Origin of the sequence: Microbacterium sp. 22215, from assembly GCF_052045655.1 — a bacterium.
Lineage (GTDB): Bacteria > Actinomycetota > Actinomycetes > Actinomycetales > Microbacteriaceae > Microbacterium > Microbacterium phyllosphaerae.
This window is the reverse complement of record NZ_JBQEPC010000004.1, coordinates 187,910-212,033: the sequence shown is the minus strand read 5'-3', so window position 1 is coordinate 212,033 and position 24,124 is coordinate 187,910. Positions and strand designations below refer to the sequence as shown.

Annotated in this window: 24 protein-coding genes and 1 pseudogene; 14 read left to right on the top strand and 11 right to left on the bottom strand. The window is 68.1% G+C overall.

Going from position 1 to position 24,124, the window contains the following annotated elements:
- Positions 1-26: 26 nt before the first annotated feature.
- The 4 genes from ACTJKH_RS08925 to ACTJKH_RS08910 form a co-directional block, all read right to left on the bottom strand.
- The gene (locus tag ACTJKH_RS08925; RefSeq protein ID WP_440736602.1) at positions 27-1,520 is read right to left on the bottom strand and encodes an ABC transporter substrate-binding protein; all 1,494 of its coding nucleotides are present in this window, start codon (positions 1,518-1,520) and stop codon (positions 27-29) included.
- Positions 1,521-1,548: 28 nt separating this feature from the next.
- Complete coding sequence (locus tag ACTJKH_RS08920) at positions 1,549-2,244, bottom strand: DUF1684 domain-containing protein (protein ID WP_440736601.1); 696 nt, start codon at positions 2,242-2,244, stop codon at positions 1,549-1,551.
- Between the two features lie 376 nt (positions 2,245-2,620).
- The gene (locus ACTJKH_RS08915; RefSeq protein WP_440736600.1) at positions 2,621-3,739 is read right to left on the bottom strand and encodes a hypothetical protein; all 1,119 of its coding nucleotides are present in this window, start codon (positions 3,737-3,739) and stop codon (positions 2,621-2,623) included.
- Positions 3,736-4,707, bottom strand: coding sequence for a hypothetical protein (locus ACTJKH_RS08910; RefSeq protein ID WP_440736599.1), 972 nt, complete (start codon positions 4,705-4,707; stop codon positions 3,736-3,738). Before ACTJKH_RS08910 ends, ACTJKH_RS08915 begins: the two co-directional genes overlap by 4 nt.
- A 196-nt stretch (positions 4,708-4,903) precedes the next feature.
- On the opposite strand from ACTJKH_RS08910, the gene ACTJKH_RS08905 reads away from it, so the two are divergent.
- A complete protein-coding gene (locus tag ACTJKH_RS08905; protein WP_440736598.1) occupies positions 4,904-5,263 on the top strand; it encodes a hypothetical protein in 360 nt (119 codons plus the stop codon).
- Positions 5,264-5,311: 48 nt separating this feature from the next.
- Here the strand turns inward: ACTJKH_RS08905 and ACTJKH_RS08900 are convergent, their stop codons facing one another.
- Positions 5,312-5,845, bottom strand: a complete 534-nt coding sequence (locus tag ACTJKH_RS08900; protein WP_210099053.1) for an Lrp/AsnC family transcriptional regulator — start codon at positions 5,843-5,845, stop codon at positions 5,312-5,314.
- 204 nt (positions 5,846-6,049) lie between these two features.
- Here ACTJKH_RS08900 and ACTJKH_RS08895 point away from each other — a divergent pair, with 204 nt between their 5' ends.
- The 6 genes from ACTJKH_RS08895 (at position 6,050) to ACTJKH_RS08870 (ending at position 11,329) form a co-directional block, all read left to right on the top strand.
- A complete protein-coding gene (locus ACTJKH_RS08895; protein WP_259161300.1) occupies positions 6,050-7,636 on the top strand; it encodes an ABC transporter substrate-binding protein in 1,587 nt (528 codons plus the stop codon).
- A gap of 13 nt (positions 7,637-7,649) precedes the next feature.
- Complete coding sequence (locus ACTJKH_RS08890; protein WP_440736597.1) at positions 7,650-8,033, top strand: hypothetical protein; 384 nt, start codon at positions 7,650-7,652, stop codon at positions 8,031-8,033.
- On the top strand, positions 7,979-8,704 hold the full coding sequence (locus ACTJKH_RS08885; protein WP_440736596.1) for an ABC transporter permease: 726 nt from the start codon (positions 7,979-7,981) through the stop codon (positions 8,702-8,704). Before ACTJKH_RS08890 ends, ACTJKH_RS08885 begins: the two co-directional genes overlap by 55 nt.
- Positions 8,701-9,612 carry an ABC transporter permease gene (locus tag ACTJKH_RS08880; RefSeq protein WP_440736595.1) on the top strand — a complete coding sequence of 304 codons (912 nt, stop codon included), beginning with the start codon at positions 8,701-8,703 and terminating at the stop codon, positions 9,610-9,612. The genes ACTJKH_RS08885 and ACTJKH_RS08880 overlap by 4 nt, the downstream gene beginning before the upstream one ends.
- Positions 9,609-10,493, top strand: a complete 885-nt coding sequence (locus ACTJKH_RS08875; protein WP_440736594.1) for an ABC transporter ATP-binding protein — start codon at positions 9,609-9,611, stop codon at positions 10,491-10,493. Before ACTJKH_RS08880 ends, ACTJKH_RS08875 begins: the two co-directional genes overlap by 4 nt.
- Positions 10,490-11,329, top strand: a complete 840-nt coding sequence (locus tag ACTJKH_RS08870) for an ABC transporter ATP-binding protein (protein ID WP_210096399.1) — start codon at positions 10,490-10,492, stop codon at positions 11,327-11,329. The genes ACTJKH_RS08875 and ACTJKH_RS08870 overlap by 4 nt, the downstream gene beginning before the upstream one ends.
- Positions 11,330-11,404: 75 nt before the next feature.
- Here ACTJKH_RS08870 and ACTJKH_RS08865 read toward each other — a convergent pair whose 3' ends face one another.
- Positions 11,405-12,103, bottom strand: a complete 699-nt coding sequence (locus ACTJKH_RS08865; protein WP_440736593.1) for a hypothetical protein — start codon at positions 12,101-12,103, stop codon at positions 11,405-11,407.
- A gap of 231 nt (positions 12,104-12,334) precedes the next feature.
- Between ACTJKH_RS08865 and rpsF the strand changes: the two genes are divergently transcribed.
- Genes rpsF through rplI form a run of 4 tightly spaced genes read left to right on the top strand, consistent with a single transcriptional unit; the run spans position 12,335 to position 13,990 of the window.
- Positions 12,335-12,703, top strand: coding sequence for a 30S ribosomal protein S6 (rpsF, locus tag ACTJKH_RS08860; protein WP_029264265.1), 369 nt, complete (start codon positions 12,335-12,337; stop codon positions 12,701-12,703).
- Between the two features lie 5 nt (positions 12,704-12,708).
- Positions 12,709-13,221 carry a single-stranded DNA-binding protein gene (locus ACTJKH_RS08855; protein ID WP_045253957.1) on the top strand — a complete coding sequence of 171 codons (513 nt, stop codon included), beginning with the start codon at positions 12,709-12,711 and terminating at the stop codon, positions 13,219-13,221.
- 50 nt (positions 13,222-13,271) lie between these two features.
- The gene (gene rpsR / locus ACTJKH_RS08850; protein ID WP_042541518.1) at positions 13,272-13,526 is read left to right on the top strand and encodes a 30S ribosomal protein S18; all 255 of its coding nucleotides are present in this window, start codon (positions 13,272-13,274) and stop codon (positions 13,524-13,526) included.
- A gap of 11 nt (positions 13,527-13,537) precedes the next feature.
- Positions 13,538-13,990: a 50S ribosomal protein L9 gene (gene rplI / locus ACTJKH_RS08845; RefSeq protein ID WP_210096397.1), complete on the top strand. Its 453-nt coding sequence runs from the start codon at positions 13,538-13,540 to the stop codon at positions 13,988-13,990.
- Positions 13,991-14,256: 266 nt separating this feature from the next.
- On the opposite strand, the gene ACTJKH_RS08840 is transcribed toward rplI, so the two are convergent.
- Positions 14,257-15,936 (bottom strand): chaplin family protein, encoded by a 1,680-nt coding sequence (locus ACTJKH_RS08840; protein WP_440736592.1) that lies wholly within the window; start codon positions 15,934-15,936, stop codon positions 14,257-14,259.
- 1,665 nt (positions 15,937-17,601) lie between these two features.
- Here ACTJKH_RS08840 and dnaB point away from each other — a divergent pair.
- The gene (gene dnaB / locus ACTJKH_RS08835; protein ID WP_056311057.1) at positions 17,602-18,975 is read left to right on the top strand and encodes a replicative DNA helicase; all 1,374 of its coding nucleotides are present in this window, start codon (positions 17,602-17,604) and stop codon (positions 18,973-18,975) included.
- A gap of 225 nt (positions 18,976-19,200) precedes the next feature.
- Here the strand turns inward: dnaB and ACTJKH_RS08830 are convergent, their stop codons facing one another.
- Positions 19,201-19,956 (bottom strand): SDR family oxidoreductase, encoded by a 756-nt coding sequence (locus tag ACTJKH_RS08830; RefSeq protein ID WP_440736591.1) that lies wholly within the window; start codon positions 19,954-19,956, stop codon positions 19,201-19,203.
- Positions 19,957-20,041: 85 nt separating this feature from the next.
- The gene (locus ACTJKH_RS08825) at positions 20,042-20,803 is read right to left on the bottom strand and encodes an SDR family oxidoreductase (RefSeq protein ID WP_440736590.1); all 762 of its coding nucleotides are present in this window, start codon (positions 20,801-20,803) and stop codon (positions 20,042-20,044) included.
- Positions 20,804-21,012: 209 nt separating this feature from the next.
- Here ACTJKH_RS08825 and ACTJKH_RS08820 point away from each other — a divergent pair, with 209 nt between their 5' ends.
- Both ACTJKH_RS08820 and ACTJKH_RS08815 read left to right on the top strand, forming a co-directional pair.
- Positions 21,013-21,912: an RNA polymerase sigma-70 factor gene (locus ACTJKH_RS08820; RefSeq protein ID WP_440736713.1), complete on the top strand. Its 900-nt coding sequence runs from the start codon at positions 21,013-21,015 to the stop codon at positions 21,910-21,912.
- A 62-nt stretch (positions 21,913-21,974) separates the two neighbouring features.
- Positions 21,975-22,319 (top strand): hypothetical protein, encoded by a 345-nt coding sequence (locus tag ACTJKH_RS08815; protein ID WP_440736589.1) that lies wholly within the window; start codon positions 21,975-21,977, stop codon positions 22,317-22,319.
- Here ACTJKH_RS08815 and ACTJKH_RS08810 read toward each other — a convergent pair.
- Positions 22,316-23,101: pseudogene (locus tag ACTJKH_RS08810) on the bottom strand (DNA/RNA non-specific endonuclease). The gene ACTJKH_RS08815 and the pseudogene ACTJKH_RS08810 overlap by 4 nt on opposite strands.
- A gap of 102 nt (positions 23,102-23,203) precedes the next feature.
- Positions 23,204-24,100 carry an SDR family oxidoreductase gene (locus ACTJKH_RS08805; RefSeq protein WP_440736588.1) on the bottom strand — a complete coding sequence of 299 codons (897 nt, stop codon included), beginning with the start codon at positions 24,098-24,100 and terminating at the stop codon, positions 23,204-23,206.
- Positions 24,101-24,124 lie beyond the last annotated feature (24 nt).

Sequence of the window (24,124 nt, the reverse complement as noted above, 5' to 3'; positions counted from 1 at the left end):
CCGACGCGCGGCATCCCCCTCGCGCGTCAGGACTTGACGATGTCGTAGGCGAAGAACTGAGAGTTCAGGCCGTTGACCGGGTACCCGCTGAGGTCGCTCGAGGCGACCACGATCTGCGGGTACAGGTACAACCATACGCTCGCGGCATCCTCGGCGATCTTCTCGTTGACCTTCTTCAGCAGTGCGGTCTGCTCGTCGGTCGTGGCCGCCTGCTCGGCGTCGGCGACCCACTGCTGCACGTCGGCGTCGTCGTAGCCCCAGTAGAAGTCGGGGTTGCCGTACCAGACCACGTCACGGTCGTTCACGTGCTCCTGCAGAGTCGCCTCGAAATCCTGCTCCTTGAACACCTTCGTGTACCACTCGTCGGCGCTGATCGTGTTGATCTCGACCGTGATGCCGACCTCGGCGAGCTGCGACTGCAGGAACTCCGCCACGGCGGGGTGCGGGTCGTAGCTGGGGGTGTCGAGCGTGAACGTGAAGCCGTCGGCGAGGCCTGCCTGTGCGAGCAGATCCTTCGACAGTTCGACGTCGTACGGGTTCACGTTCGTGAGGTCTTCGTACCAGGGGTCGGTCGGCGGCACCATCGAGCCGATGAGCGTGCCGTAGTCGCCCCAGATGGACTCGAGGAGCTTCTTCGTGTCGATCGCGGAGTAGATCGCCTTGCGCACGAGTGCGTTGTCGAAGGGCGCGACCCGGTCGTTGAACGCGAGCAGCTCCTTCGTGGTCGAGGTGCCCTCGCTGACGACGTAGTCGTCGGAGTCGAACTGCGTGAGCGAGTCAGGGCTCTGCACGCTGGTGATCACGTCGATCTCGCCGGTCAGCAGAGCGTTGTTCTCGGCGGTGGCGTCGGTGAAGTACGTGTAGACGACCTCTCCGTTCTTGGCGGGCTCACCCCAGTAGTCGTCCCAGCGCTCGAGGGTCAGGGTCGAGCCCTTCTTCCACTCGTCGAGCGTGTACGGGCCGGTGCCGTCTTCCTTGCCGGTGATGTCGCCGGCCTCGTCGTTGACGATCCAGACGTAGCTGAGGTTGTAGAGGAACGAGATCGACCGCTGCGACAGCGTGAACACGACCGTCTGGTCGTCGGGGGTCGCGATGTCGGCGATGGTCGCGAAGCTCGACTTGCGCGCAGACACCGAGTCCTCGGCGGTGACGGCCTCGATGCTCGACTTGACGTCGGCCGAGGTGAGCGGGTCGCCCGAGTGGAAGGTCACGTCGTCGCGCAGCGTGATCGTGTAGGTCAGGCCGTCGTCCGAGACCTGCGCGTCCTCGGCGAGAAGCGGCTCGACCTCGCCGTCGTCGGTCAGGCGGTAGAGGCCCTCGTAGACGTTGCCGGTCAGCGACTCGGTCACACCCTGGCCGCCGCCCTGCGTGTTGCTCAGGTTGGTCGGCTCGTACAGCGACCCGATGAAGATGGTGGCGTCTTCGCTCGCGGCGTCGTCTGTCGTGCCCGACGCGCAGCCGGCCACGAGGGCGAGCGTGGCGACGGCGCCGAGCGCGCCGAGGATGCGGGTTCTTCTCATGAGTACTCCAGGGTGAGAGTGTGCGGCATCACGCCGCGTAGATGTCGAAGCCGTCGCGGAAGACGACGTTCTTCTCGCCTGCTCGGATAGGCAGGGGGAAGCGGTTGGATGCCGGCGGAAGCGGGCAGTTGTACTGGGCGCTGAACCCGCACGGAGGTACGAAGGCCCGGTTGAAGTCGAGGGTGACGGTTCCCTCGTCGTCGCGCAGCTGCACGAACAGGAAGCGTCCGGATCCGTAGGTCTCGGAGCCGTTCGTCTCGTCGCCGAAGACGAGCAGCAGCGTGCCCCCGTCGTCGAAGGCGGCCAGGTCGTACTCGCGGCCGTCGAGCTCGAGTCGGATGTCGCCGGGAACCACGAGGTCGCGCGTGCCGCCGTTGTCGCGGATGTGCTCGAACGACACCCGACGATCGCCGGACACGGGCGTGAAGTGCCCCTCGAGAACCCATGCGGGGTCGTACTCGTACGTGTCGATGCGGTCGAAGGCGCGGATGGCGGGCGCGTCGGCATCCCACACCCGCAGTCCGTGCTCGGCGGCGCCGGTCTCGATGTTCGTGCGTTGAATGGGCGTGACGGTCACCGTGTCGGACGCCTCCTGCTGCTCGGCATCCAGATCGGGCCGATCGCCCGTCCAGCGGGTCTCGATCAGCGCGAGGTTGCCCGTCGCGGACGTGACGGAGGCACGGCGCTCGGCCTGCCAGTGGGTGTGATCTTCGCGTTCAGACATCACCTTCCATTCTCTTGCATGCAGAAGGAGGCGGGGCCGTGGCCGTCACTCGAGGTAATGCCCGAGGAGGGACGCTCGGGTGGATGCACGAATGCGGCCTTCCGAGAGGCGTTTGAGTCCGCATTTCGTGCATGGTTTCGGGGGATTCGACCGGTTCGGTGGACTATCTCCAACGCAATGGAATGCAACGTATGCCGGTATACCATTACTCATATACGCGCAGAGCCGTCAGTCCCCAGCTGACCCGCGCGTGTGGACGGTTCGACCGTCCTGCGGAGGGAGAGTCAGATCTTCTTCTGATCCCGAGGGGGGATGGGGTGGGAGCGCTGATCCCCAGTCAGCACCCACCCCCACAACCCACCCTCGGGGGTTCCGCTCAGAACGACCTGGACCAGAACCAGAACACCGCGAAGCCGATCACCACGACGAACGGCAGCCACGGGAAGCTCTTCTTCAGGCGTCGCCCCTCGCGCGCGACGCCCGGCGGCGGCGAGAGCAGGCCGGCCGGGGGTGCGAACGGCAGTCGCTCGCCCGCAGCCTGTGGCGAGACCCTCGATGACGCGGCCGCGGCCGCCGTCGGGTTCTCGATCAGCAGTCGCTCGTCGCGCCAGCGCTCCCACTGGTCGAGCTTGGTGATCACCGCGCCGACAGCCCCGAACAGCCACGCCCAGGTCGCCGGGTCGAGCGTCGAAGCCTTGCGCTGCGTGTAGAGGAACAGCCAGTCGTCGACGATCTCGACGTCGAGCTCGGCGGCGTTGTCGATGAACCGCGCCATGATGTCGGGTGTGAACAGATAGAGGGCATCGCGCTCGTAGCCCTCGGGGCAGTACAGCGTGAAGTACCGGTCGAAGTCGCCCTCGAGCGACAGTCGCTGCTCGCGCTGGAACGACGCCGGCAGGTTCGAGCCGAAGCCGTTGTTGCCCTTCGCGTCGAGCACGATGTTGGGCAGCGGCACGTCGAGCTTGACGGCGACGTACCCCCAGCGGTGTGTGGTCGAGTTCTTCCCCGACCCGGTCGTGTACTGGTAATTGCCGAACTCCACGAAGCGGGGCTGCGTGCCGCGCACGAGATCCGTGGCCTCGCGGGAGCGACCGAGGCCGAAGAGCATGCCCGGCAGGGCGGGGTTCGCGGCCCTGGCCTCGTACGACATCCCGTTCGCTCGGGCGAAGGCGTCGAGTCGATAACGCGCGACCCGTGAGCGACGCCAGCTCACGATCGCGATGGCGATCCCGACACCGGCAGCCGCGAGGATGCCGAGACCGGCGAACGACGATGCCCCGGGATCGGTGAACATCGAGACCATCGTCGCGCCGACGAGCGTCATGGCGACGACGAACACGAGGCCGAAGACCACGATCGCGATGATCGAGGCGGCCGAGACGCCCGACGTCCCGCGCGCACGGAGTTCGGTCTGGAAGGCGCTGACAGCCCGCGGGTCGACGGGATCGGTGAGAGGGCCGGCGTCGAACGACGGGGCCGGCTGCGGGGCGCTCATCGGTTCACCTCGTCGGCATCCCAGGTGAGCTCTGCGTTCTCGGGGATCGGGAACGCCTCGAGGCTCTCATCCGCACAGATCTCCGCGATCAACGCGGCGGACCCCGCGACGATCGTCGAGTCGTAGTCGATCTCGCTCACGAGAGCCCACGCATGGTCGTCCGGCCACAGGATGCTGGGGCTCTGCGCCGAGGGTGCGAAGCCGTGCTCCTCACGCGGGCGATCGCGCCACGGCACATCGAGCACCCAGTCCGCGCGGGCGAAGTCGCTGACCGCCCCGCGGAACAGCACGTGATCACGTCCGGGCAGGCGGAACCGCGGCCCCTCGGAGATCTCGCGCGACAGGATGCCCTCCTGCCACGTCGGCTTGCGGAAGGCGTTGTTGAGAGGGTCATGGATGCTGCGGTCGAGCATCGCCTGGTGATTCGGCTCGTCGTCGAACGTGAAGAACATCCGGGACGGTGAATGGCCGAGGTGTCCGACGAGACCGCCCCGACCTTCCCAGAGCGCCGCGAAGCCGGCATCCGGTGTCGCGGTGTGGTCGACGAGGTGCGAGGCGATGATCGACAGGGTCTCCGGGGCGATCTCGCCCTCCATCGGACCCGTGAACTCGCGACCGTCGGGGGAGAGCCGCAGGTTCCAGTCGCCGTCGGTCGGGGTGCGCACGATGCGCTGCCACTGAGCCAGCGGGTGCAGGGTCGTGCCGAAGGCGGATGCCGTCTCCGCCCATGTCGCGGGCTCATCGACGTACTGGTCGATCAGGCTCAGGTGCTCGGCCTGCGACATCCGCTCGTACTCGTCGGAGGAGGGCACGGGGCGGTCGGGCAGAGAGCGCACGGTCGCGGGATGCAGGATGCGGGCGTACGCGGGGAACCCGTGCGGCACGACGTCGTGCATCGTCGCGTTCCACGGATCGTCGAGGCGATCGCGCAGCCAGTCGCCCGCCGAGGTGTCAGAGATCCACTGCATGCGACCCACGGTACCTGCGAGACACCCGCTCACGTCACGCCGCTGCGTCTCGACCTCGAATGAGAGGTCAGACGAAACGGTGCCGCCGACGATCCGCGCGGCCGTTTCGTCTTGCATCGATCATCGGGTGAGTGGCCGCGCCAGACGGTTGACGGGCGGTTCTGAGCCCTGCCGGGGCGCCCTCCATAATCGGATCATGACGTCCCCCGCATCCATCCCCTCGCTCGACGGCCGCCGCTTCACGATGGTCTCGTCGACCACCTCGGTCGTCGATGCCGCCGCCCCCAGCGAGTTCGTCTACCGAGAGAAGGACGGCGCGATCTGGGGCGACTACTCGGGCGACACCGTGACGTTCGGTCGCTTCGTCGGCACGCGCACCGGCGACACCATCTGGGTCTCCTTCGTGCACGTCCTCGTCGCCGACGGCACCGTCGTGACCGGAGACGGCGAGAGCGAACTCGAGCTGACGGATGACGGACGCATCCGCCTCGTCGAGCACTACGAGATGCACGGACTCCCTCAGCTGAGCGTCTGCGAAGAGCCCGTCGCCGCCTGAGAGCACGAGCTTCTTCGTCTCGCTCCGCTCGCTCGACGACCGCGAAGGTCAGCGCGGGGGCAGCATGTCGCGACCCGGCGTCGCCGGCGTCCACCGCGTCATGCCCAGCGGTGTCGCCAGATCGCGCTCGGGAAGATCGGTCGGCAGCAGGTAGGCGCGACGGATCACCTCGTCGAGCACCACGACGCTGACGACCGTGCGCACCTCGGGGAGCTGCGCGATCACGCCCGTGGTGAACTCGTGCACTCCGCTCACGTCGACCGCGCGGATCAGCAGCATCGCGTCGTGTTCGCCGGTCGTGATGGCGCACCACTCGATGTCGGGCATCTCGAGCACGCTCTCGCGGAACGACGCCCACGCCTGCGGATGCACGGTCACGAAGACCAGGGCACCGATCGAGAGACCCGCTTTGGACTGGTCGACCCGGGCGCTGAAGCCCGTGATGACACCGTCCTGCATGAGCGACTCGACCCGCGTGTAGGCGTTCGCCCTCGAGATCCCGACGGTTTCGGCCAGAGCGGCGATCGAGATGCGACCGTTATCACGCAGCGTCTCGAGGATTCTGTATCCGATGTCGTCCAAAGGGGCGCCACTTCGTCCAGTTTGCTTCACTGCTTCGTCGGTCTTGGTGGACACAATGCTCCTCACGTGCGAGCTCTCTGACAGACCGTGATCGTGATCTGCAACATCGCTGGACACATCGTCCCATATGATGCGAATCTGATCACCGGTCGTCCACCCGGAGTCGACCGAAACCCGATGAACTCCTCGCCCTTGGAGGCCCATATGTCGTCACGTCGCAGCACGTCCGTCATCGCGATCGGAGCCGTCGCGCTCTTCGCACTCGCAGGTTGCTCCGGTGGCAACTCGGCGAACAACGGCGGAGAATCCTCCGGTTCCGACTCGCTCGTCATCGACACCGCGTTCTCGATCGAGACCGCCGACCCGGGTCACACCTACGACCCGACCGGCAACATGATCGCGAAGGCCCTGTACGAGACGCTGGTCGACTTCGAGGGCTCCGACGTCTCGACCCCCGTCCCCGGCCTCGCGTCGTGGGAGCAGAACGACGAGGCGACCGAGTTCACCTTCACTCTCGAGGGCGACCGCGTCTTCTCCGACGGCACGCCGATCGAGGCCAAGGATGTCGTCTTCACCCTGCAGCGCATCCAGGGCATGACCGATGCCAAGCCGAACTTCCTCCTCGGCGGCCTGACGATCACCGAGGTCGACGACAAGACGATCTCGATCACGTCCGAGACCCCGCTGCTGCAGCTGCCCGCGATCCTCGCCAACCCCGCTCTCGGCATCGTCAACTCCGACGTGGTCATCGAGAACGGCGGATCGATCGACGGATCCGACAGCGCACAGAAGTTCCTCGACGGCGCCTCCGCCGGCTCCGGCCCGTTCGTGCTCGACACCCTCGACCTCTCGTCGCAGGTCGTGCTGACCAAGAGCGACGAGTACAACGGCGACGAGAAGGCCGCCTACGACCGCGTGGTCGTCCGCAACGTCTCGGAGAGCGCGACCCAGCTCGCGAACCTCAAGGGCGGCGACTCGATGGTCGCGATGGACCTCAACGGCGACCAGGTCTCGGGTCTCGGCGACGGACTGAACGTCGAGTCGGTGCCGTCCGGCCAGACCATCTTCCTGCTGCTGAACCAGTCGGAGGCCGTCGCGGGTGACCTCGCGAACGTCAAGATCGCCGAGGCGATCCGCTACGCCCTCGACTACGACGCGCTGCTCGAGCTCGCAGGCTCCGGCGCCGTCCAGGCCACCGGCGTCATCCCGCCCGGATTCGAGGGAGCCCTCGACAGTGGCGTGGAGCAGGACCTCGACAAGTCGAAGGCCGCTCTCGAGGAGGCCGGCTACACGGGTCAGACCCTCAAGCTGCAGTTCCCGAACGACTACCCGGTCGGCGGCGTGGAGTTCACGCCTCTCGCCGAGCGCATCCAGGCACAGCTCGAGGATGCCGGCATCACGGTCGAACTCGCTCCGGCGCCGTTCGCGACCGAGCTCGACGCCTACGTCAACGGCACCGAGGGCTTCGGCCTCTGGTTCTGGGGTCCGGACTATGCGGACTCCGCGAACTTCCTCCCCTTCGCTCCCGGCCTGAAGGTCGGCCTGCGCGCCGGATGGGCGGCCGAGGCCAACCCCGAGATCGCGGGCATCGCGGCGGGTGCCGCAGCCGCGACCGACGAGGCCCAGCGCAGCGAGGCCTTCACCTCGTTCGCCGAGGCGATGCAGGCGGAGGGTCCCTTCGTGCCGCTGATCGTCCCCGGTCGAAACATCGCCACGGCTGACTCCGTCACCGGCGCCGTGTACAACTCGGTGTGGGAGATGGACATCGCCGAGATCACCCCGGCCGGCTGAGCGGAGCAGTCTGATGACGACGGTGGCCGTGCGACGGCAGGCGCAGCGTCGCAGGTCGCCGCTCGTCGGATACCTGCTGCGCCGGATCGGCACTTCGCTGCTCCTGCTCGTGGGGGTCACGATCGTGACCTTCGCGCTGACGAACCTCGTGCCCGGCGACCCCGTGTCGGCGGCGCTGGGTGAGGGCGCATCACAGAACCCCGCCACGCGCGAGGCGTTCATCAAGGAGCACGGACTCGATCAGCCGCTGTTCGTGCAGTACTTCATCTACATGGGGAACCTCCTTCGCGGAGACCTCGGCACGTCGCTGGTGANCCGGTCACCAGCGACCTGGCCACCGCGGTGCCTGCGACGATCGAGATCGCGATCGGCGCGATCATCCTCAGCCTCGCGGTGAGTGTGGTGCTCGGCACCCTCGCGGCGTACCGCCGCGGACTCGTCACGGATCAGGTGATCCGCATCGTGACGCTGATCGGCCTGAGCGTGCCGACCTTCTGGCTCGCACTCGTGAGCTTCTACGTGTTCTTCCTCGAGCTGCGGATCGCCCCCGGCTCGGGTCGCATCTCACCGTCGATCACCCCGCCGCCCCGCATCACCGGGCTCTACACGGTCGACTACCTCATCAACGGAGACGGCGTCGGATTCGCGGATGCTCTCGCGCACCTGGCACTCCCGGTGATGGTGCTGTCGCTCGTGACGATCGGCCTGCTGACCCGCTTCATCCGCACCTCGGTGCTCGAGGTGCTGGGCAGCGACTACGTTCGGGCGGCTCGGGCCAAGGGCCTTCCCGCGATGCGCGTGATCCTCGACTACGTGCTGCGAGGAGCATCCCTCCCGATCCTCACCGTCGTCGGCGTCGCCTTCGGATCCCTGCTGTCGGGTACCGTGCTCGTCGAGTCGGTGTTCGCGTGGCCGGGCCTGGGCACCTACGCCTACAACTCGGCGGCGAACCTCGACCTCCCCGGCATCATGGGCGTCGGTCTCGTCGTCGGGTTCATCTACCTCCTCATCAACTTCGTCGTCGATCTGCTCTACGGCGTCCTCGACCCGAGAGTGAGGATCGCATGAGCCGCATCGACTCGGCATCCGGCCCCTGGCGGTTCCGCTTCCGCTGGCCTCGCGCCTGGCGCACGCCCCTCGGCGTGATCGGCACCGTCATCGCGGGTGCCTGGATCATCGTCGCCTTCACCGCGCAGTGGTGGGTGCCGTTCGGCCCCAACGCCCAGGTGCTCCCGCGTCTGCAGTCCCCGGGCATCGACACGCTGCTCGGCACCGACGGCAACGGGCGTGACATCTTCTCGCGACTGATGACGGGTGCGACCGTGAGCCTTCCGCTCGCGCTGATGCTCGTGATCGCCGCGATGATCATCGGCACGGTCATCGGCGCGGTCGCCGGATACTTCGGCGGCTGGGTCGACGAGACGCTGATGCGCATCACCGACCTCTTCATGGCGTTCCCGACGGTCATCCTCGCGATGGTCGTGGCGGCCTCGCTCGGCCCGTCGCTGTTCAACGCGGTGATCGCGGCGATCGTGGTGTCCTGGCCGCAGTACTCGCGAGTGACCCGCAGCATCGTGCTCGGACTCCGTGGGCAGAACTACGTCATCGCAGGTCGTCTGCTCGGCCACTCTCCGCTGCGGACCCTGTTCGTCGACATCCTGCCGAACATCGCCGGTCCCGTCATGGTGCTCGCGACGCTCGACATCGGCGCGGCGATCCTGCTGCTGTCGGGGCTCTCGTTCCTCGGCCTCGGTGCGCAGCCGCCGACCGCCGAATGGGGGTCGATGATCTCGGCAGCCATGCAGAACTTCGACGCCTGGTGGCTCGGGGTCTTCCCCGGCCTCGCGATCCTCACCGTGGTGCTCGCCTTCAACTTCCTGGGTGACGCGATGCGCGACATCCTCGACCCGACGGCCGAGGTCACGCACGAGAAGCAGGCCGACCACGCCGCCTCGGCGAAGGGGGTGGCGGCATGACCGCGCCTGTCTCGACGGCTGCCCTGAGCATCCGGGACCTCACGATCACCATCGGCCGTCCGCTCGTGCACGGGATCTCGCTCGACCTCGAGGCGGGCCGCATCCACGGTCTCGCCGGCGAGTCCGGATCGGGCAAGACCCTCACCTCGCTCGCCGTGCTCGGGCTCCTGCCCCGTCAGGCGCGCACCGGCGGATCCATCACGCTCGCGGGGGAGGAGCTGGTCGGCATGCGCCGCCGGGCCCTCAACCGCATCCGGGGTAAGCGCATCGCGATGATCTTCCAGGACCCGTCGGCGTCGCTGCACCCGCAGCTGCCGATCGGCCGCCAGCTCACCGACCACATGCGCGTGCACCTCGGGCTGCGCGGCGCCGCGGCCACGGCGCGGGCCATCGAGCTGCTCGAGACCGTGCAGGTGCCGAATCCGGATGCTGCGCTGAAGCGCTACCCGCATCAGTTCTCGGGCGGACAGCGGCAGCGCATCGCGATCGCCTGCGCCCTCGCCTGCGACCCCGAGGTGCTGCTGGCCGATGAGCCGACCACCGCCCTCGACGTCACGGTGCAGGCCGGCATCCTGAAGCTGCTGCGCGACCTCGCGACCGAACGCAACCTCGCGGTGCTGCTCGTCACGCACGACCTGGGCGTCATGAGCGCGATCGCCGACGAGGTCGCGGTGATGAAGAGCGGGCAGATCGTCGAGCGGGCCGACCGTGCGACACTGTTCCGCGACCCGCAGCACGAGTACACGCGCACGCTGCTCGCGGCACTGCCGGGGTCGAAGATCGAGATCGCGGATGCGGACCCCGCACACGACCCGACGTTGCTCGACCCGGTGCTGCCGGATGCCGAGCTGCCGGATGCCGATGAGGAGGCCCGCAGATGAGTGAAGTCGCCGTCCTCGACGCGCACGACGTGGTCGTGCGGTACCCGGGGAACCCGCCCGTGGTCGCGGTCGACAAGGTCTCGCTGACGGTCGCACCCGGTGAGACGGTGGCGCTGGTCGGCGAGTCCGGCAGCGGCAAGTCGAGCCTGGCTCGCGCCGTCGTGGGCATCGAGAAGCTCGCCGGGGGAGAGGTGCGCTTCCGCGACGCACCCGTCACGCCGCTGGGCATCCGCCGTCGCAGCCTCGCGCTCACCGGCATCCAGATGGTGTTCCAGGACCCGTCGACATCGCTGAACCCGCGCCGCCGGGTGGGCGACCAGATCGCCGACGGCATCGCCACCGCGCGGGCTCGTGGCGCCGAGGGCTCGACCGTCGAGGAGTGGCTCGAGCGGGTCGGTCTTCCGACCGAGGTCGCCACGCGGTTCCCCCACCAGTTCTCCGGAGGACAGAAGCAGCGTCTCGCGATCGCCCGGGCGCTCGCCGCACGTCCGTCGCTGCTCGTCGCCGATGAGCCCATCTCGGCTCTGGATGCCTCGACGCAGACCAGCGTCGCCGGGCTCATGCGCGATCTCGTCGCAGAGTCGGGCGCGGGGATGCTGTTCATCTCGCACGACCTCGCTGTCGTCCGACGCATCGCCGACCGCACCTTCGTGATGTTCGCCGGACGTGTGCTCGAAGCGGGGGCCACGGACCGCGTGTGGTCTGCGCCGCAGCATCCGTACACCCAGGCGCTGCTCGCCGCGATCCCCGAGCCCGACGGCGCGGGCCGCATCCCCATCGCGCCGTCGACGAACGAGCGCACGGTCTGGTCGGAGATCGCCCCCGTCATCGACTGAGCTGCGCCCGCGTTGTCGTTCTCAACGCAGTGCGGGCCGAGGCGATCGCCCCGGCCCGCACCATCCGCTCGTGGATCAGAGCGGAGCGACGATGTCCTGCTCGGCGTCCCACTCGGTGATCTCGAGCGAGGTCTCGACGGTCTGGCCCGCAGCCTCGGTCGTGCCGGTGGTGGCGAGCACGACGTAATCGCTCGTGACCTCGAAGACCACGTCGACGGCCACGCCCTGCGCCTCGGACGTGCCGCTCAGGAGGTAGACGTCCTGGCCCAGGCGCGTGCCCGTGCCCGTGACGGTGAACTCGCCCGTGAGCGCGCCTGCCGCGGTCGCGGGGTCGGTGTCGGCGGCCGTCTGCGCACCGCTGCTGAGCGCGGCGATGATCGGGTCGCTGGAGTTCGGGTCTGCGACCTGCCACTCGCTCGTCGCCGACTTCACCCAGGCGTCGTCACCGATCACGATGAGCGATCCCATGGGCGTGATCGTCTCGACGGCATCCGTGCCCGGGTTGTAGCGGGCGGTCGTGTCCATGCCGAGGATCGACGTCTTCGCGGCGTAGCCGGCGGTGTCGGTCATGGCCTCGGTGATGCAGGTGCCGAGCTCGGCGCCGTCGACCGTGGCGCCCTCCGACAGTTCGGGGCAGTCGGACTCGGGTGCGGTCGTCTCTTCTGCACCGGCCGCGGGCTTCTCGTCTGCGGGCTTCTCAGAACCTGCGGAACAGCCGGTGAGCACTACGGCGGCGGCGAGCATGACGCCGACACCCCACTTGTTTACGCGCATTGCGCTTCCCCCTTCGGTCGTTGTCGTGCGGCGCCTGTCGGCACGCACGGATACCAGCATGCCAACTCTGAGGCGATTCGTGTGGGGGCAGTCCGAAGTTTTCTCCGCTACACTGTCAAGGTTGTCTGCCTTCAGGCGCCCATTCGGGGTGGCTCGGGCGGATGACGTGCACACACCCTCCTGCTTCCGGGAAAGTCCCGGAAGCCGTTCTAGTCCGAAGGAGGTGGGTAAGTGACGCACCAGTACGAACTCATGGTCATTCTGACCCCCGAGATCGACGAGCGCCAGGTCGCCCCTACGCTCGACAAGTTCCTGAAGGTCATCACCAACGATGGTGGCTCGATTGACAAGGTCGACATCTGGGGCAAGCGCCGTCTGGCTTACGAGATCCAGAAGAAGAACGAGGGCATCTACGCCGTCGTCAACTTCACCGCGACCAGCGAAGCCACGCAGGAGCTCGACCGTCAGCTGAAGCTGAACGAGCAGATCATGCGCACGAAGGTCCTCCGCTCTGAGGAAGCTCAGGCGATGGTCGCTTCGGAGGCGAAGCGCTCTGAAGAGAAGGCAGCCCGCAAGGCCGCCAAGGCTGCGAAGGCCTGAGTCCGATGGCCGGCGAAACAGTCATCACCGTGGTGGGCAACCTCACGGCCGACCCCGAGCTGCGTTACACGCAGAACGGACTGCCGGTGGCGAACTTCACCATCGCTTCGACGCCTCGGAACTTCGACCGCGCCGCCAACGAGTGGAAGGACGGCGAAGCGCTGTTCCTCCGTGCGTCGGTCTGGCGTGAGTTCGCCGAGCACGTGGCGGGTTCGCTGACCAAGGGCATGCGCGTCATGGCGCAGGGCCGTCTGCGTCAGCGCTCCTACCAGGACCGCGAGGGCAACCAGCGCACCGCGATCGAGCTGGAGGTCGACGAGATCGGCCCCTCGCTTCGGTACGCGACTGCACAGGTCACCCGTGCGGCCTCGAACGGTGGCGGCGGCGGTGGCGGCGGACAGTCGCGTCCCGCTCAGCAGCAGCAGGTGTCGGAGGAGCCGTGGTCCACGCCCGGCTCGTCGACCAGCGCCGATGCCTGGAGCACTCCGGGCAGCTTCGGCGACGACACCCCCTTCTGAAACAGGATCTCCGGATGCTTCGGCATCCGTCTCAAAACTAAGGAAAAACAATGGCTGGAAAGTCGAGCGGCGACCGCCGCAAGCCGCGGAAGGGTGGCAAGCCCACCGCTCCCGCGAAGTCGATCCGGGTCGGAGTCATCGATTACAAGGATGTCTCCACCCTCCGTAAGTTCGTCTCGGAGCGCGGCAAGATCCGCGCCCGTCGTATCACCGGTGTTTCGGTGCAGGAGCAGCGTCTGATCGCCACGGCGATCAAGAACGCACGCGAAATGGCACTCCTGCCCTACGCTGGCGCCGGCCGGTAAGGGGTAACGAGATGGCAAAGCTGATTCTCACGAACGAGGTCGCCGGGCTTGGTAGCGCCGGTGACGTGGTCGAGGTCAAGAACGGGTTCGCCCGTAACTACCTCATCCCCCAGGGCTTCGCTACGGCGTGGACCCGCGGTGGCGAAAAGCAGGTCGCTTCGATCCAGGCTGCTCGTCAGGCGCGTGCGATCCACGACCGCGACGAGGCCGTGGCACTGAAGAACTCCCTCGAGAGCACCAAGGTGCGCCTGGCCGTCAAGGCCGGCAACGAGGGTCGCCTCTTCGGTTCGGTCAAGACCGATCACATCGCGGATGCTGTCGCAGCCGCGGGTCTCGGCTCGATCGACAAGCGTAAGGTGCACATCCCGTCGGCGATCAAGTCGACCGGTGAGCACGAGGCCACGGTTCGTCTGCACGACGACGTGACCGCAGTCATCACGCTGCAGGTCGTCGCCGCCAAGTAAGGCGCGACGCTCTCGAACGCCCCCTGTCCTTCGGGACAGGGGGCGTTCTGCGTCCCCGGCCGGGTACGTGCCGGTTCACGGGGAACGTTGAGGGCGGGGGAGGGCACGACGGATGCCCCGCGCTGGGGACGCGGGGCATCCGTGAGCAGTGCGGCATCGCAGACCGCGGGCGGGGCTGGGGACCCACGCTCATCGCGTCACGGGATCCGCACACCGACGGTGCCGCATCTCCTCCCCCGAGGATGACGTCACCGCCGGGGTCTGGGCTACGCCGTCACGTGGCGACGGCGTAGCATCCCGGCTCCGAGGAGGAGCAGGAGAGCGGCCACCGCCGCGTATCCGAGCGACGAGGAGCCGCCGGTCATGGCGAGTCCCTGCGCGGATCCGGCCGCAGTCACCGCGCCGCCGGTGGTGGCGGCTGCAACGACGGTCGCTCCGGGGCCGGTCGCCGGTCCCGTTCCCGGGTCGGCGCCCGGGTCGGTTCCCGGGTCCGTTCCGGGATCAGTCCCCGGGTCGGTACCGGGGTCCGTGCCCGGGGTCGTACCGGGGCCCGTCACCGTGCTCTCGCCGCCCACGGCGATGGCGTTGCCACCGATCGTGATCGAAAGCGCGATCGGTGCGGTGACCTGGGTGCCGCCGAGGATGCCGTCGTCTCCGGTGGTGGTGCCGCCGGTCGATCCGCCCGTGGTGGGGGCGGTCGTGCCGGTGCCGCCGGTGACGGCGCTGTCTCCGAGGACGGAGATGGCGTTGCCGGTGGCGGTCACGGGCGCGGTGACGGGTGCGGTGACCTGGGTGCCGCCGAGGATGCCGTCGTCTCCGGTGGTGGTGCCGCCGGTCGATCCGCCCGTGGTGGGGGCGGTCGTGCCGGTGCCGCCGGTGACGGCGCTGTCTCCGAGGACGGAGATGGCGTTGCCGGTGGCGGTCACGGGTGCGGTGACGGGTGCGGTGACCTGAGTGCCGTTGCCGACACCATCATCGCCCGACGTCGTAGCCCCCGTCGCGGGAGTCGTCGGAGCGGCGGGGGCGGCCGGAGTCGCACCGCCGTTCGCCGAGCTCTCGCCGAGGACGGAGATGGCGTTGCCGCCGACGTTCACCGGTGCCGTGACGGGTGCGGTGACCTGCGAACCGCCGAGGATGCCGTCGTCACCGCTGGTGGTGCCGCCGGTGCTAGAGCCTCCTGTGGCGGGTGCTGCCGGGGCCGTCCCGCCCGTCGCCGAGCTCTCTCCGAGGACGGAGATCGCATTGCCCGAGACGTTGACGGGTGCGGCGACCGGGGCGGTGACCTGCGTCCCGCTGCCGATGCCGTCATCGCCCGACGTGCTCGGCGTGACCGAGCCGCTCGTCGGGGTGCTCGAGGAGGCCGGTGCTGCGGCATCCTGTCCGAGAGTCTCGCTCTCGCCGAGCAGTGCGACGGAGTTGCCCGACACGGTGACGGGGACGTCGACGTGCAGCAGGGCCTGGGTGCCCGACAGCAGTCCGTCGACGCCGTTCGTCGTGATCGCCGGAGCCGGCGCGGTGGGGGCCGGGGCCTGGGGAGCCTCGGACGGCGCAGCCGGAGCCGTATCGCTCGACGAGTCGCCGAGCGCCGTGATCGCGTTGCCGGTCACCGTGACGGGCAGGCTGACGTCCACGACGGCCTGGGTGCCGGATGCGGCGCCGGAATCGCCGCTCGTGGCGGGAGCGGGAGCCGGTGCCGGTGCGGGTGCCGGCGCGGGTGCGGGAGCCGGGGCAGGCGCTGGGGCGGGCTGCGCGGAGGAGCTCCCGAGGACGGAGATCGCGTTGTCGACGATCGTGACGGGCACCGAGATCGGTGCGACCGCCTGGGTCCCCGAGAGAAGTCCGTCGTCTCCCGAGGTGTCTGCCGCATTGGCGGCCGTTGCGCCGAGCAGGGTGATCCCGCCGGCGAGAAGCGTGCCCCACAGGGCCCGCTTGATGAAAGTGCGCATGATGACCTTCTCCTGACTGAAATGGGTGTGTCTGGATGGGTGCGTGCGAAAGAGCTTGTGCGCGCGCAGCACGGCATCTGTCGTTCACGAGGAACGACCGGACAACCCGTCAGTCAGGAGAGACGTCGGTGTCGGCGACCAGAGACGTCGGAAGGACGTCGTCGGGTGCACCGGGGGTGCGTTCCACAGCACGGAACGCGGGAACGCCCACGTCGCTGAGACGCGCGTGGGAGAGAGAGGATGCTCCGCCGGAACCGGCGGAGGAAGACGGCGCCACGGGTCCACCGACGGGCGGCGCGACGGGCGTGCCGCCCTCGGGTTCGGGCGCACTCGTGGCCGGAGCAGCGGGGGGAGCCACCGGCTGAGGAGTGGAAGCTGAAGACCCGCCGGCGGCCTGCGCGCCAGCGGGCGCAAGAGTGGCGGGCAGCGTNACGGAGCCGCTCAGGGCCGCGCCGGGAATCGACGGGCCGCTGTCGGGCCCCGTCGGGTCGAGGGATCCGAGTACCGGAGGAACGGTGTTCTCGACGACGTCGCCCACGATCTCCGTGGTGGTGTCGACGACGCCGACGACGTCATCCAGGAGTGTGTTGACGCCGAGTTCGTCGAGCAGGTGTCCGACGCCCGGGAGTGCTGCGAGAGCATCCTGCACCGGGGTGACGATCTGAGAGGCCGGGGCATCGGTGAGCAGATCCGTCACAGGAGCGACCACCGCCTCCGCGGTGTCGGTGACAGCCTCGACGACGGGAGCCGCGGCTGTCCCGACGACGGGGACGTGGACGACGGCTTCAGAGACGTGTTCGACGACCGGGGGAGCGGACTGCTGCACGGGGGCGACGACCTGCGTCACGACGGGGGCGACGACCTCGGTGACGACCGGCTTCACGACCTGTGTGACGACCGGCGAGGTCGCGGCGGTGACGGTGTCGCCGACCGACGGCACGGTCTGGCTCACGAGTGAGGTCACGCCGTCGAGCAGCGGAGCGTCCGACTTCTCGTCGGCGTGCGCGGAGGACCCTCCGGTGAGAACGGTGATCGCGGCCCACGCGATCGCGCCCAAGCCACCCCAGAGGGCGATGGCCGGTAGGCCGCGCCGGGTTGCCTGAGCGTTCACGTCGACTTCCCTCCCCCGAGAGACGTTCGTTCGTTCGTTCGACGCACGTCGCGCCGAGTGGGGGCGACGATACTCCCGGTATCCCGGCATGTCTAGAGTGATCTGCTCGAAAACGGCTACATCGCGCCACATTTCCGGGGGTTGCGCAGTGTGACGCGCCCGGTGAAGTTCCGGCTTGACTTTCCCCAGGTTCTACACATCCCGTACCGGATTCGATGAACCTTCAATGCGCAGTTGAAGCACCTTCTCATCCACAGGGTGGGGAAACTACAAAACCCAGTTCAGCCTAAAAAAGAAAAGTCTCTTTCGAGGTAGTCCACCGAGTTATCCACACCCGTTCTGCACAGACTCTCCGGACTTGTTCGCACGCTTTCCACAGAGTTATCCACAGGCCATGTTGCGACCGAAAACCCTCGCTCGTAGCGTGGTCGAGCGACCCGATGTCGGAGGCTGCTGGTTCGCTGTGCAAGACGGCTTCGAACCGCGTCGGTGGCGCAGCACGACACCACGGCAACGCCTCCGCCCCACCAGCTCGTCGCATCGAAGGGAACACTGTGTCGATCGCTGACATCTCCGAGGATCGCCTCGGCGGCAAGCGCCCGCCCGAGCGGACGCCGCCGCACGACCTCCTCGCAGAGCAGAGCGCGCTCGGCGGAATGCTCCTCTCGAAGGACGCGGTCGCCGATGTGATCGAGACGCTCAGGGGCGCCGACTTCTACATCCCGAAGCACGAGCTGATCTTCGAGGCGATCCTCTCGCTGTACTCGCACGGTGAGCCGACCGACGTCGTGGCCGTCACCGACGAGCTCATCAAGACGGGTGAGCTCAGCCGCGCCGGCGGTGCCGACTACCTGCACACCCTCACCTCGATCGTGCCCACCGCGGCCAACGCCGGCTACTACGCCGGCATCGTGTCGGAGCGTGCCATCCTGCGTCGTCTGGTCGACGCGGGAACACGCATCGTGCAGCTCGGCTACGACGGTCAGGGCGACGCCACCGACCTCGTCAACAACGCGCAGGCCGAGATCTACTCGATCACCGGTTCGGAGACCACCGAAGACTACGTCCCCCTGCAGATCGCCGTCGACGCCGCCCTCGAGGAGATCGAGGCCGCCAGCGGTCGCGACGGGTCGATGACGGGTGTCCCGACGGGCTTCAAGGAGCTCGACGAGCTCACCAACGGCCTGCACGGTGGCCAGATGATCGTCGTCGCCGCCCGACCCGCCATGGGTAAGTCGACGCTCGCGCTCGACTTCGCGCGCGCGGCATCCATCGGTCACAACCTGCCCTCCGTCTTCTTCTCGCTCGAGATGGGCAAGAGTGAGATCGCGATGCGTCTGCTCAGCGCCGAGGGCCAGATCCCGCTGCAGAACATGCGCAAGGGAAACCTCGACCCTCGCGACTGGACCACGGTCGCGGCGACCCGGGGCCGCATCAACGATGCTCCGCTCTACATCGACGACAGCCCGAACATGACCCTGGTCGAGATTCGCGCGAAGTGCCGTCGTCTCAAGCAGCGCGAGGGTCTGCGCATGGTCATCATCGACTACCTGCAGCTGATGACGTCGGGCAAGCGCGTCGAGTCGCGTCAGCAGGAGGTCTCGGAGTTCTCCCGTAGCCTCAAGCTCATCGCGAAGGAGCTCCAGGTTCCGGTCATCGCCCTGTCGCAACTGAACCGTGGCCCCGAACAGCGTCAGGACAAGAAGCCCGCGATCAGCGATCTGCGTGAGTCCGGCTCGATCGAGCAGGACGCCGACATGGTCATCCTGCTGCACCGCGACTCGGTCTACGACAAGGACGTGCGTCCGGGCGAGGCCGACCTGATCGTGGCCAAGCACCGTAACGGTCCGACCGCGACGATCACCGTGGCCTTCCAGGGCCACTACTCGCGCTTCCACGACATGGCGCCGGGCGGCGACTTCAACTGATCGCCGGCTGAAGCCGGGGGATGGACGGGACGCCCCCACCACGGGGGAGGCGGCAGAAAGGGCGCCCCATCCGATGCCGTCATATGGGCGGCACCCCAGCTGTCGCGTTACAGCGCGACAGAGCTGTGACGCAAGCGTGACACCAGCGCGCCGCGCGCGCAAGCCCTATTGTCGATCGGTATGCCGAGTCAACGGCAGTGCCGCGATGACCCGGCACGGCCGTGACTAGTTGCGGGGCGGGTTCAGCGGCAGCCACTCCTCGAGTGTGGTCTCGAAGATGTGGGCACCCTCGACCGGGATGAGCGTGCGCTCCTCGATCTGCGCACCGTAGTAGGGGGCGCTGTCATCGCGGACGACCGTGCGTGAATCGCCGCGGAAGGCGAGCGCGCGGCGCGCGAACTCATCCATGCCGAAGGTCTCGGGTCCGGCGATCTCGATGTCACCGGTCGGCTCGCCTGCGGCGGCGCGCGCGACGGCGGTGGCCACATCCTCTGCCGCGATCGGCTGGATGAGCGCCCCGGGCAGGGTCACGGTGTCGCCCTCGGTCGAGATGTCGGCGATGCTGCCGACGAACTCGAAGAACTGTGTGGCGTGCACGAGTGAGTAGGCGATGCCGGACTCGCGGATCAGCTTCTCCTGCGCGACCTTCGCGGCGAAGTACGCGATGTTCTGCGGGCGGTTCGTGCCGACGATCGTGAGGGCGACATGATGCGTGACGCCCGCCTCCGCCTCGGCGGCGAGCAGGTTGCGCGTGGACGTCGTGAAGAACTCGAGCACGTCATCCGGGGCGAACGAGGGCGAGTTCGACACATCGACGACGGCGTAAGCGCCGACGAGCACATCGGCGAGGCCTTCACCCGTGAGCGAGTTCACGCCTGTGTTCGGCGACGCGGCGACGGCCTCGTGGCCGTGCTCGGTGAGCTTCGCGACGACTTTCGAGCCGATGAGGCCGGTGCCTCCGATGACGACGATCTTTGCCATGACCAAACCTTTCGTGGGGAGACGCCGGTAGTGGCGTCTGTCAGGTATGACCGGACAGCGCCGGTGCGTGTGACGGGATCGCGGATCAGGCGCTCGCCTGCTTCTGCACGCGCCACTCGTGGTAACGCGTCGGCGCGATCGTCGCTGTGGCTTCCGGCAGCAGATCACGCGCGGCGAGGTGCGCGCCGAAATAGGTACCGAGCGGATCCGCCACGACCTCACGGTCGTCCTGGCGCGCGCGTAGATCGAGCGCGGCGATCTCCTTCAGGCTGAACACCTCCGGGCCGCCGTGCTCCACCATCCCGAAGCGCGGCTCCGCGAGCGCTGTGCCGGCGACGGCTCGTGCCACGTCGTCGGCGGCCATCGGCTGCACGAGCACGTCCGCGACGTGCGCCGCTCCCTCGCGCATGGCGTGATCGGTGATGTTTCGGACGAACTCGAAGAACTGCGTCGCGTGCACGAGCGAGTACGGACGACCGGATGAGGAGATCAGACGCTCCTGCTGCTCCTTGGCGATGAAGTACCCGCCCTGCGCGCGGGCGAGACGGTCAGTGCCGACGACGGAGAGTGCCACATGGTGGGCGACCCCCGCGGCCTCTCCGTAGGCGAGCAGATTCATGGTCGAGATCGAGAAGAACTCCTGCGCTCCGGCCTCGTCGGTGTACGACGAGTTCGATACGTCGACGACGACCTGCGCTCCCGAGAGGGCGTGTTCGAGTCCGTCCCCGGTGAACGAGTTCACTCCGGTGGCGCGCGATGCGATGACGGTGTCGTGTCCCGAGGCGCGCAGACTGCGCACGACCCTGGTGCCGATGAGTCCCGTGCCGCCGATGACCGTGATTCTCATGTCGCTCCTGTGCTCGATGCGGTTGCCGCGGGTTCCCGCGTCACCCTTTATGACCAGCCAGGGGCGCCGGATGTGACGGAATGAGCTTCGTTCGTCACAGATGCGTCAGCCAGCTGGTCATCACTGATGACGGGCGCCGAAGTCGCGTCGTCGTGCTGAGAGGGGATGCGGCGATGCGGCAAGTAAGGGAGAGTGAGGACGTGACCTCGATGAGTGAACCCCGCAGCACGCGCCACGGCGATCTCGACGACGCGGTGGAGGTCTTCGCCGCCCAGAGGCGGCGGCTGTTCGGCATCGCGTATCGGATGCTGGGAACGGTGGCCGATGCGGAGGACATCGTGCAGGACACCTGGGTCCGCTGGCAGAACACCGACCGGACCCAGGTGCAGGAACCCGCCGCCTTCCTCACCACCATCACGACACGTCTGTCGATCAACGTGCTGCAGTCCGCGCATGCCAAGCGAGAGACCTACATCGGCCCCTGGCTGCCCGAGCCGGTGAACACCGATGATGACCCCGCTCTGGGCGCCGAGCGTGCCGAGGCGTTGCAGTTCGCGATCTTGCTGACGCTCGAGAAGCTCACGCCGACCGAGCGTGCGGCGTACATTCTCCGTGAGGCGTTCGACTATCCCTATCCACGCATCGCCGAGGTCATCTCGTCGAGTGTGGTGAGCGCCCGACAGCTGGTGAGCCGTGCCCGTGGGCACCTGAGGTCCGCGCGACAGGTCGCCGTCGAGCCTGTCCACCAGCGCCGGCTGCTCGAGGCCTTCCTGACGGCTGCGCAGAACGGTGATGCCGAGGAACTCGAGAAACTTTTCGCCGACGACGTGATCAGCTACACCGACGGCAACGGGGTGAAGCTGGCTGCCCGGATCCCCGTGCACGGGCCCGCACGTGTGGCGAAGTTCGTCGCGGCGTTCGCGCGTCACTTCTGGGCGGGCAAATCGATCGGCTGGGTGGAGGTCAATGGCCAGCCTGCGGCGACCCTCACCGAGAACGGCACGGTCACCACCATCGTGACGGTCACGGCCTCCGAGAAGGGCATCGAACAGCTGCTCTGGGTGATGAGCCCGGAGAAACTCGGCCACGTCTCCGCGGTCGGCGCATGACCCTCAGGCGGTACCCGGCGTGGGTGCGCCGGAGGCGGGATGGCGCCCCAGCCCTGACCATCATGGACGACCTGGCGATCGCACTGACCGCGGGCGACCCGACCGGCGTCCACGCCGTGTTGCACCATGATGTGACGCTGATCGTCGATAGCGGCGGTCGGATGCCTCAGTCGTCGGCCCCCGTCGACGGCCGCGCGGCGGCATCCGCTGCTCTGGCGGCCTTGATGACGCCCGAGACCACCACCACGACTACCTCGATCAACGGCGTCCCCGGGTTCGTTCTCACGCGACAGGGCTCGGTGGTGGCTGCGGTGACGGCTGAGGCGCGGTCGAGTCTGTTGTCGCGCATCTGGATCGTCTGCAACCCCGAGAAGCTCAGACACTGGAATCGGCGGATCGACGGCTAGAGCGTGATGTCGGCCGGTGAGACGAGCGGCCGCCACTCGCTCGGTCGTGCGGATCGCCGCGGGAGCACATCGGCGGCGATGAGTGGCCCGACATCGACGCCCGCGATGCGCGCGATCTCGGCGATCGGCACCTGGAACGTGCGGAACGCACCCAGCGGCGGCACGGCGAAGAGGCCGTCCCGGGCATCGACGAGCTCGGTCTGGTCGAGCACGAAGCCGGCGGCGGCCAGCCCATCGGCGCCCTGCCAGGCTGCGATCTTCCAGAATCGAAGCGGGATGCGGATGCCGCGATACGCCGGGTCCTGATCGCCGAGCACCGGTGCCGTGAACACCGAGAGGCGCTGGTCGGTGCTCTCGGCGTACTCGATCACGTGGTCTTCGAGACCCAGCTACAGCTCCTTCGACTGGTTGAATCCGGCGGCCTGCGGAGCGGCGTTCGGGTAGAAGAACGTCGCCTCGGTGGCGGCCCGGGCATCGCCGACCTCACCCCACCCGGGGTCGCGCCGACGCACGAGATGCCCGCGGTCGAGATCGTTGCGCGCGTACACGTCAGCGCCGGTCTGCTGGTCGGCCTCCACCCGGGGGTCGAGCCGCCATTCGCCGGTGCGTGGCAGCTCGCGCAGCAGTGCCCCGTCGATGTTCACGCCCGTGACAGCGGCCAGCCGACGAGCGGGATCGAGCAGCACCGTGAAGCGCGGGTAGGTCAGCTCGGTGGAATCCTGCGCCGGAGCGGGCAGGGCAACGCGCGTCGGAAGGAAGTCGAGATCGTAGCCGTCTGCCATACCGACATATTGCCTCTCGCCGCCGACATCTCTCCAGGGGTTGCCGAACGCGAGAACGCCCCCGCCCGGTCGTCTCGGGAGGGGGCGTCCGTGGTCAGCGGCTCAGGGGGTGGGCATGCCGCCGTTGACGTTGAGAGTCTCACCCGCGACGTAGCTCGACTCGGCGGAGGCGAGGAACACGTAGGCGGGGGCGAGCTCGGCGGGCTGCCCCATGCGGCCGAGAGGGGTGTTCTCACCGAACTCCGCGAGCTTCTCCGGAGGCTGTCCGTCGGTGGGCTGCAGCGGCGTCCAGATCGGCCCGGGCGCCACGGCGTTCACGCGGATGCCCTTCGGTGCGAGCTGCTGGGCGAGGCCCTTCGTGAACGCGTTGATGGTCGCCTTGGTCGAGGCGTAGTCGACGAGGATGTCCGACGGCGAGTACGCCTGGATCGACGTGGTGTTGATGATCGCGGAGCCGGCCGGCAGGTGCGGGAGCGCCGCCTTCGTGATCCAGAACATCGCGTACACGTTGGTCTTGAAGGTGTCGTCGAACTGCTCGTCGGTGATGTCGGTGAGCGACTCCTGGTAGACCTGCTTGCCACCGTTGTTGACAAGGATGTCGAGGCCTCCCAGCGCGCCGACCGCCTCGGCGACGAGCGTGCGGCAGTACTCGGGGTCGCGCAGGTCGCCGGGGATCTGCGCCACGGTCGCGCCGGCCTCGCGGAGGACGCCGGCGATGCGCGCCGCATCCTCTTCCTCCTCGGGCAGGTACGAGAGTGCGACGTCGGCCCCTTCACGTGCGAAGGCGATGGCCGTGGCTGCCCCGATGCCCGAGTCGCCGCCGGTGATGAGCGCCTTGCGTCCGGTCAGACGACCGGTGCCGCGGTAGCTCTCCTCACCGAGGTCGGCCCGGGGAGCGAGGTCGGCATCGAGCCCTGGCTCGGGCATGTGCTGCTTCTGCGGCTCGATGTCGGCGTAGAGCTTCGCGGGATCTGTGAAGGTGTACTGGTCACGAGACATGAGGGTCCTCTCGGTCGTCCGTGC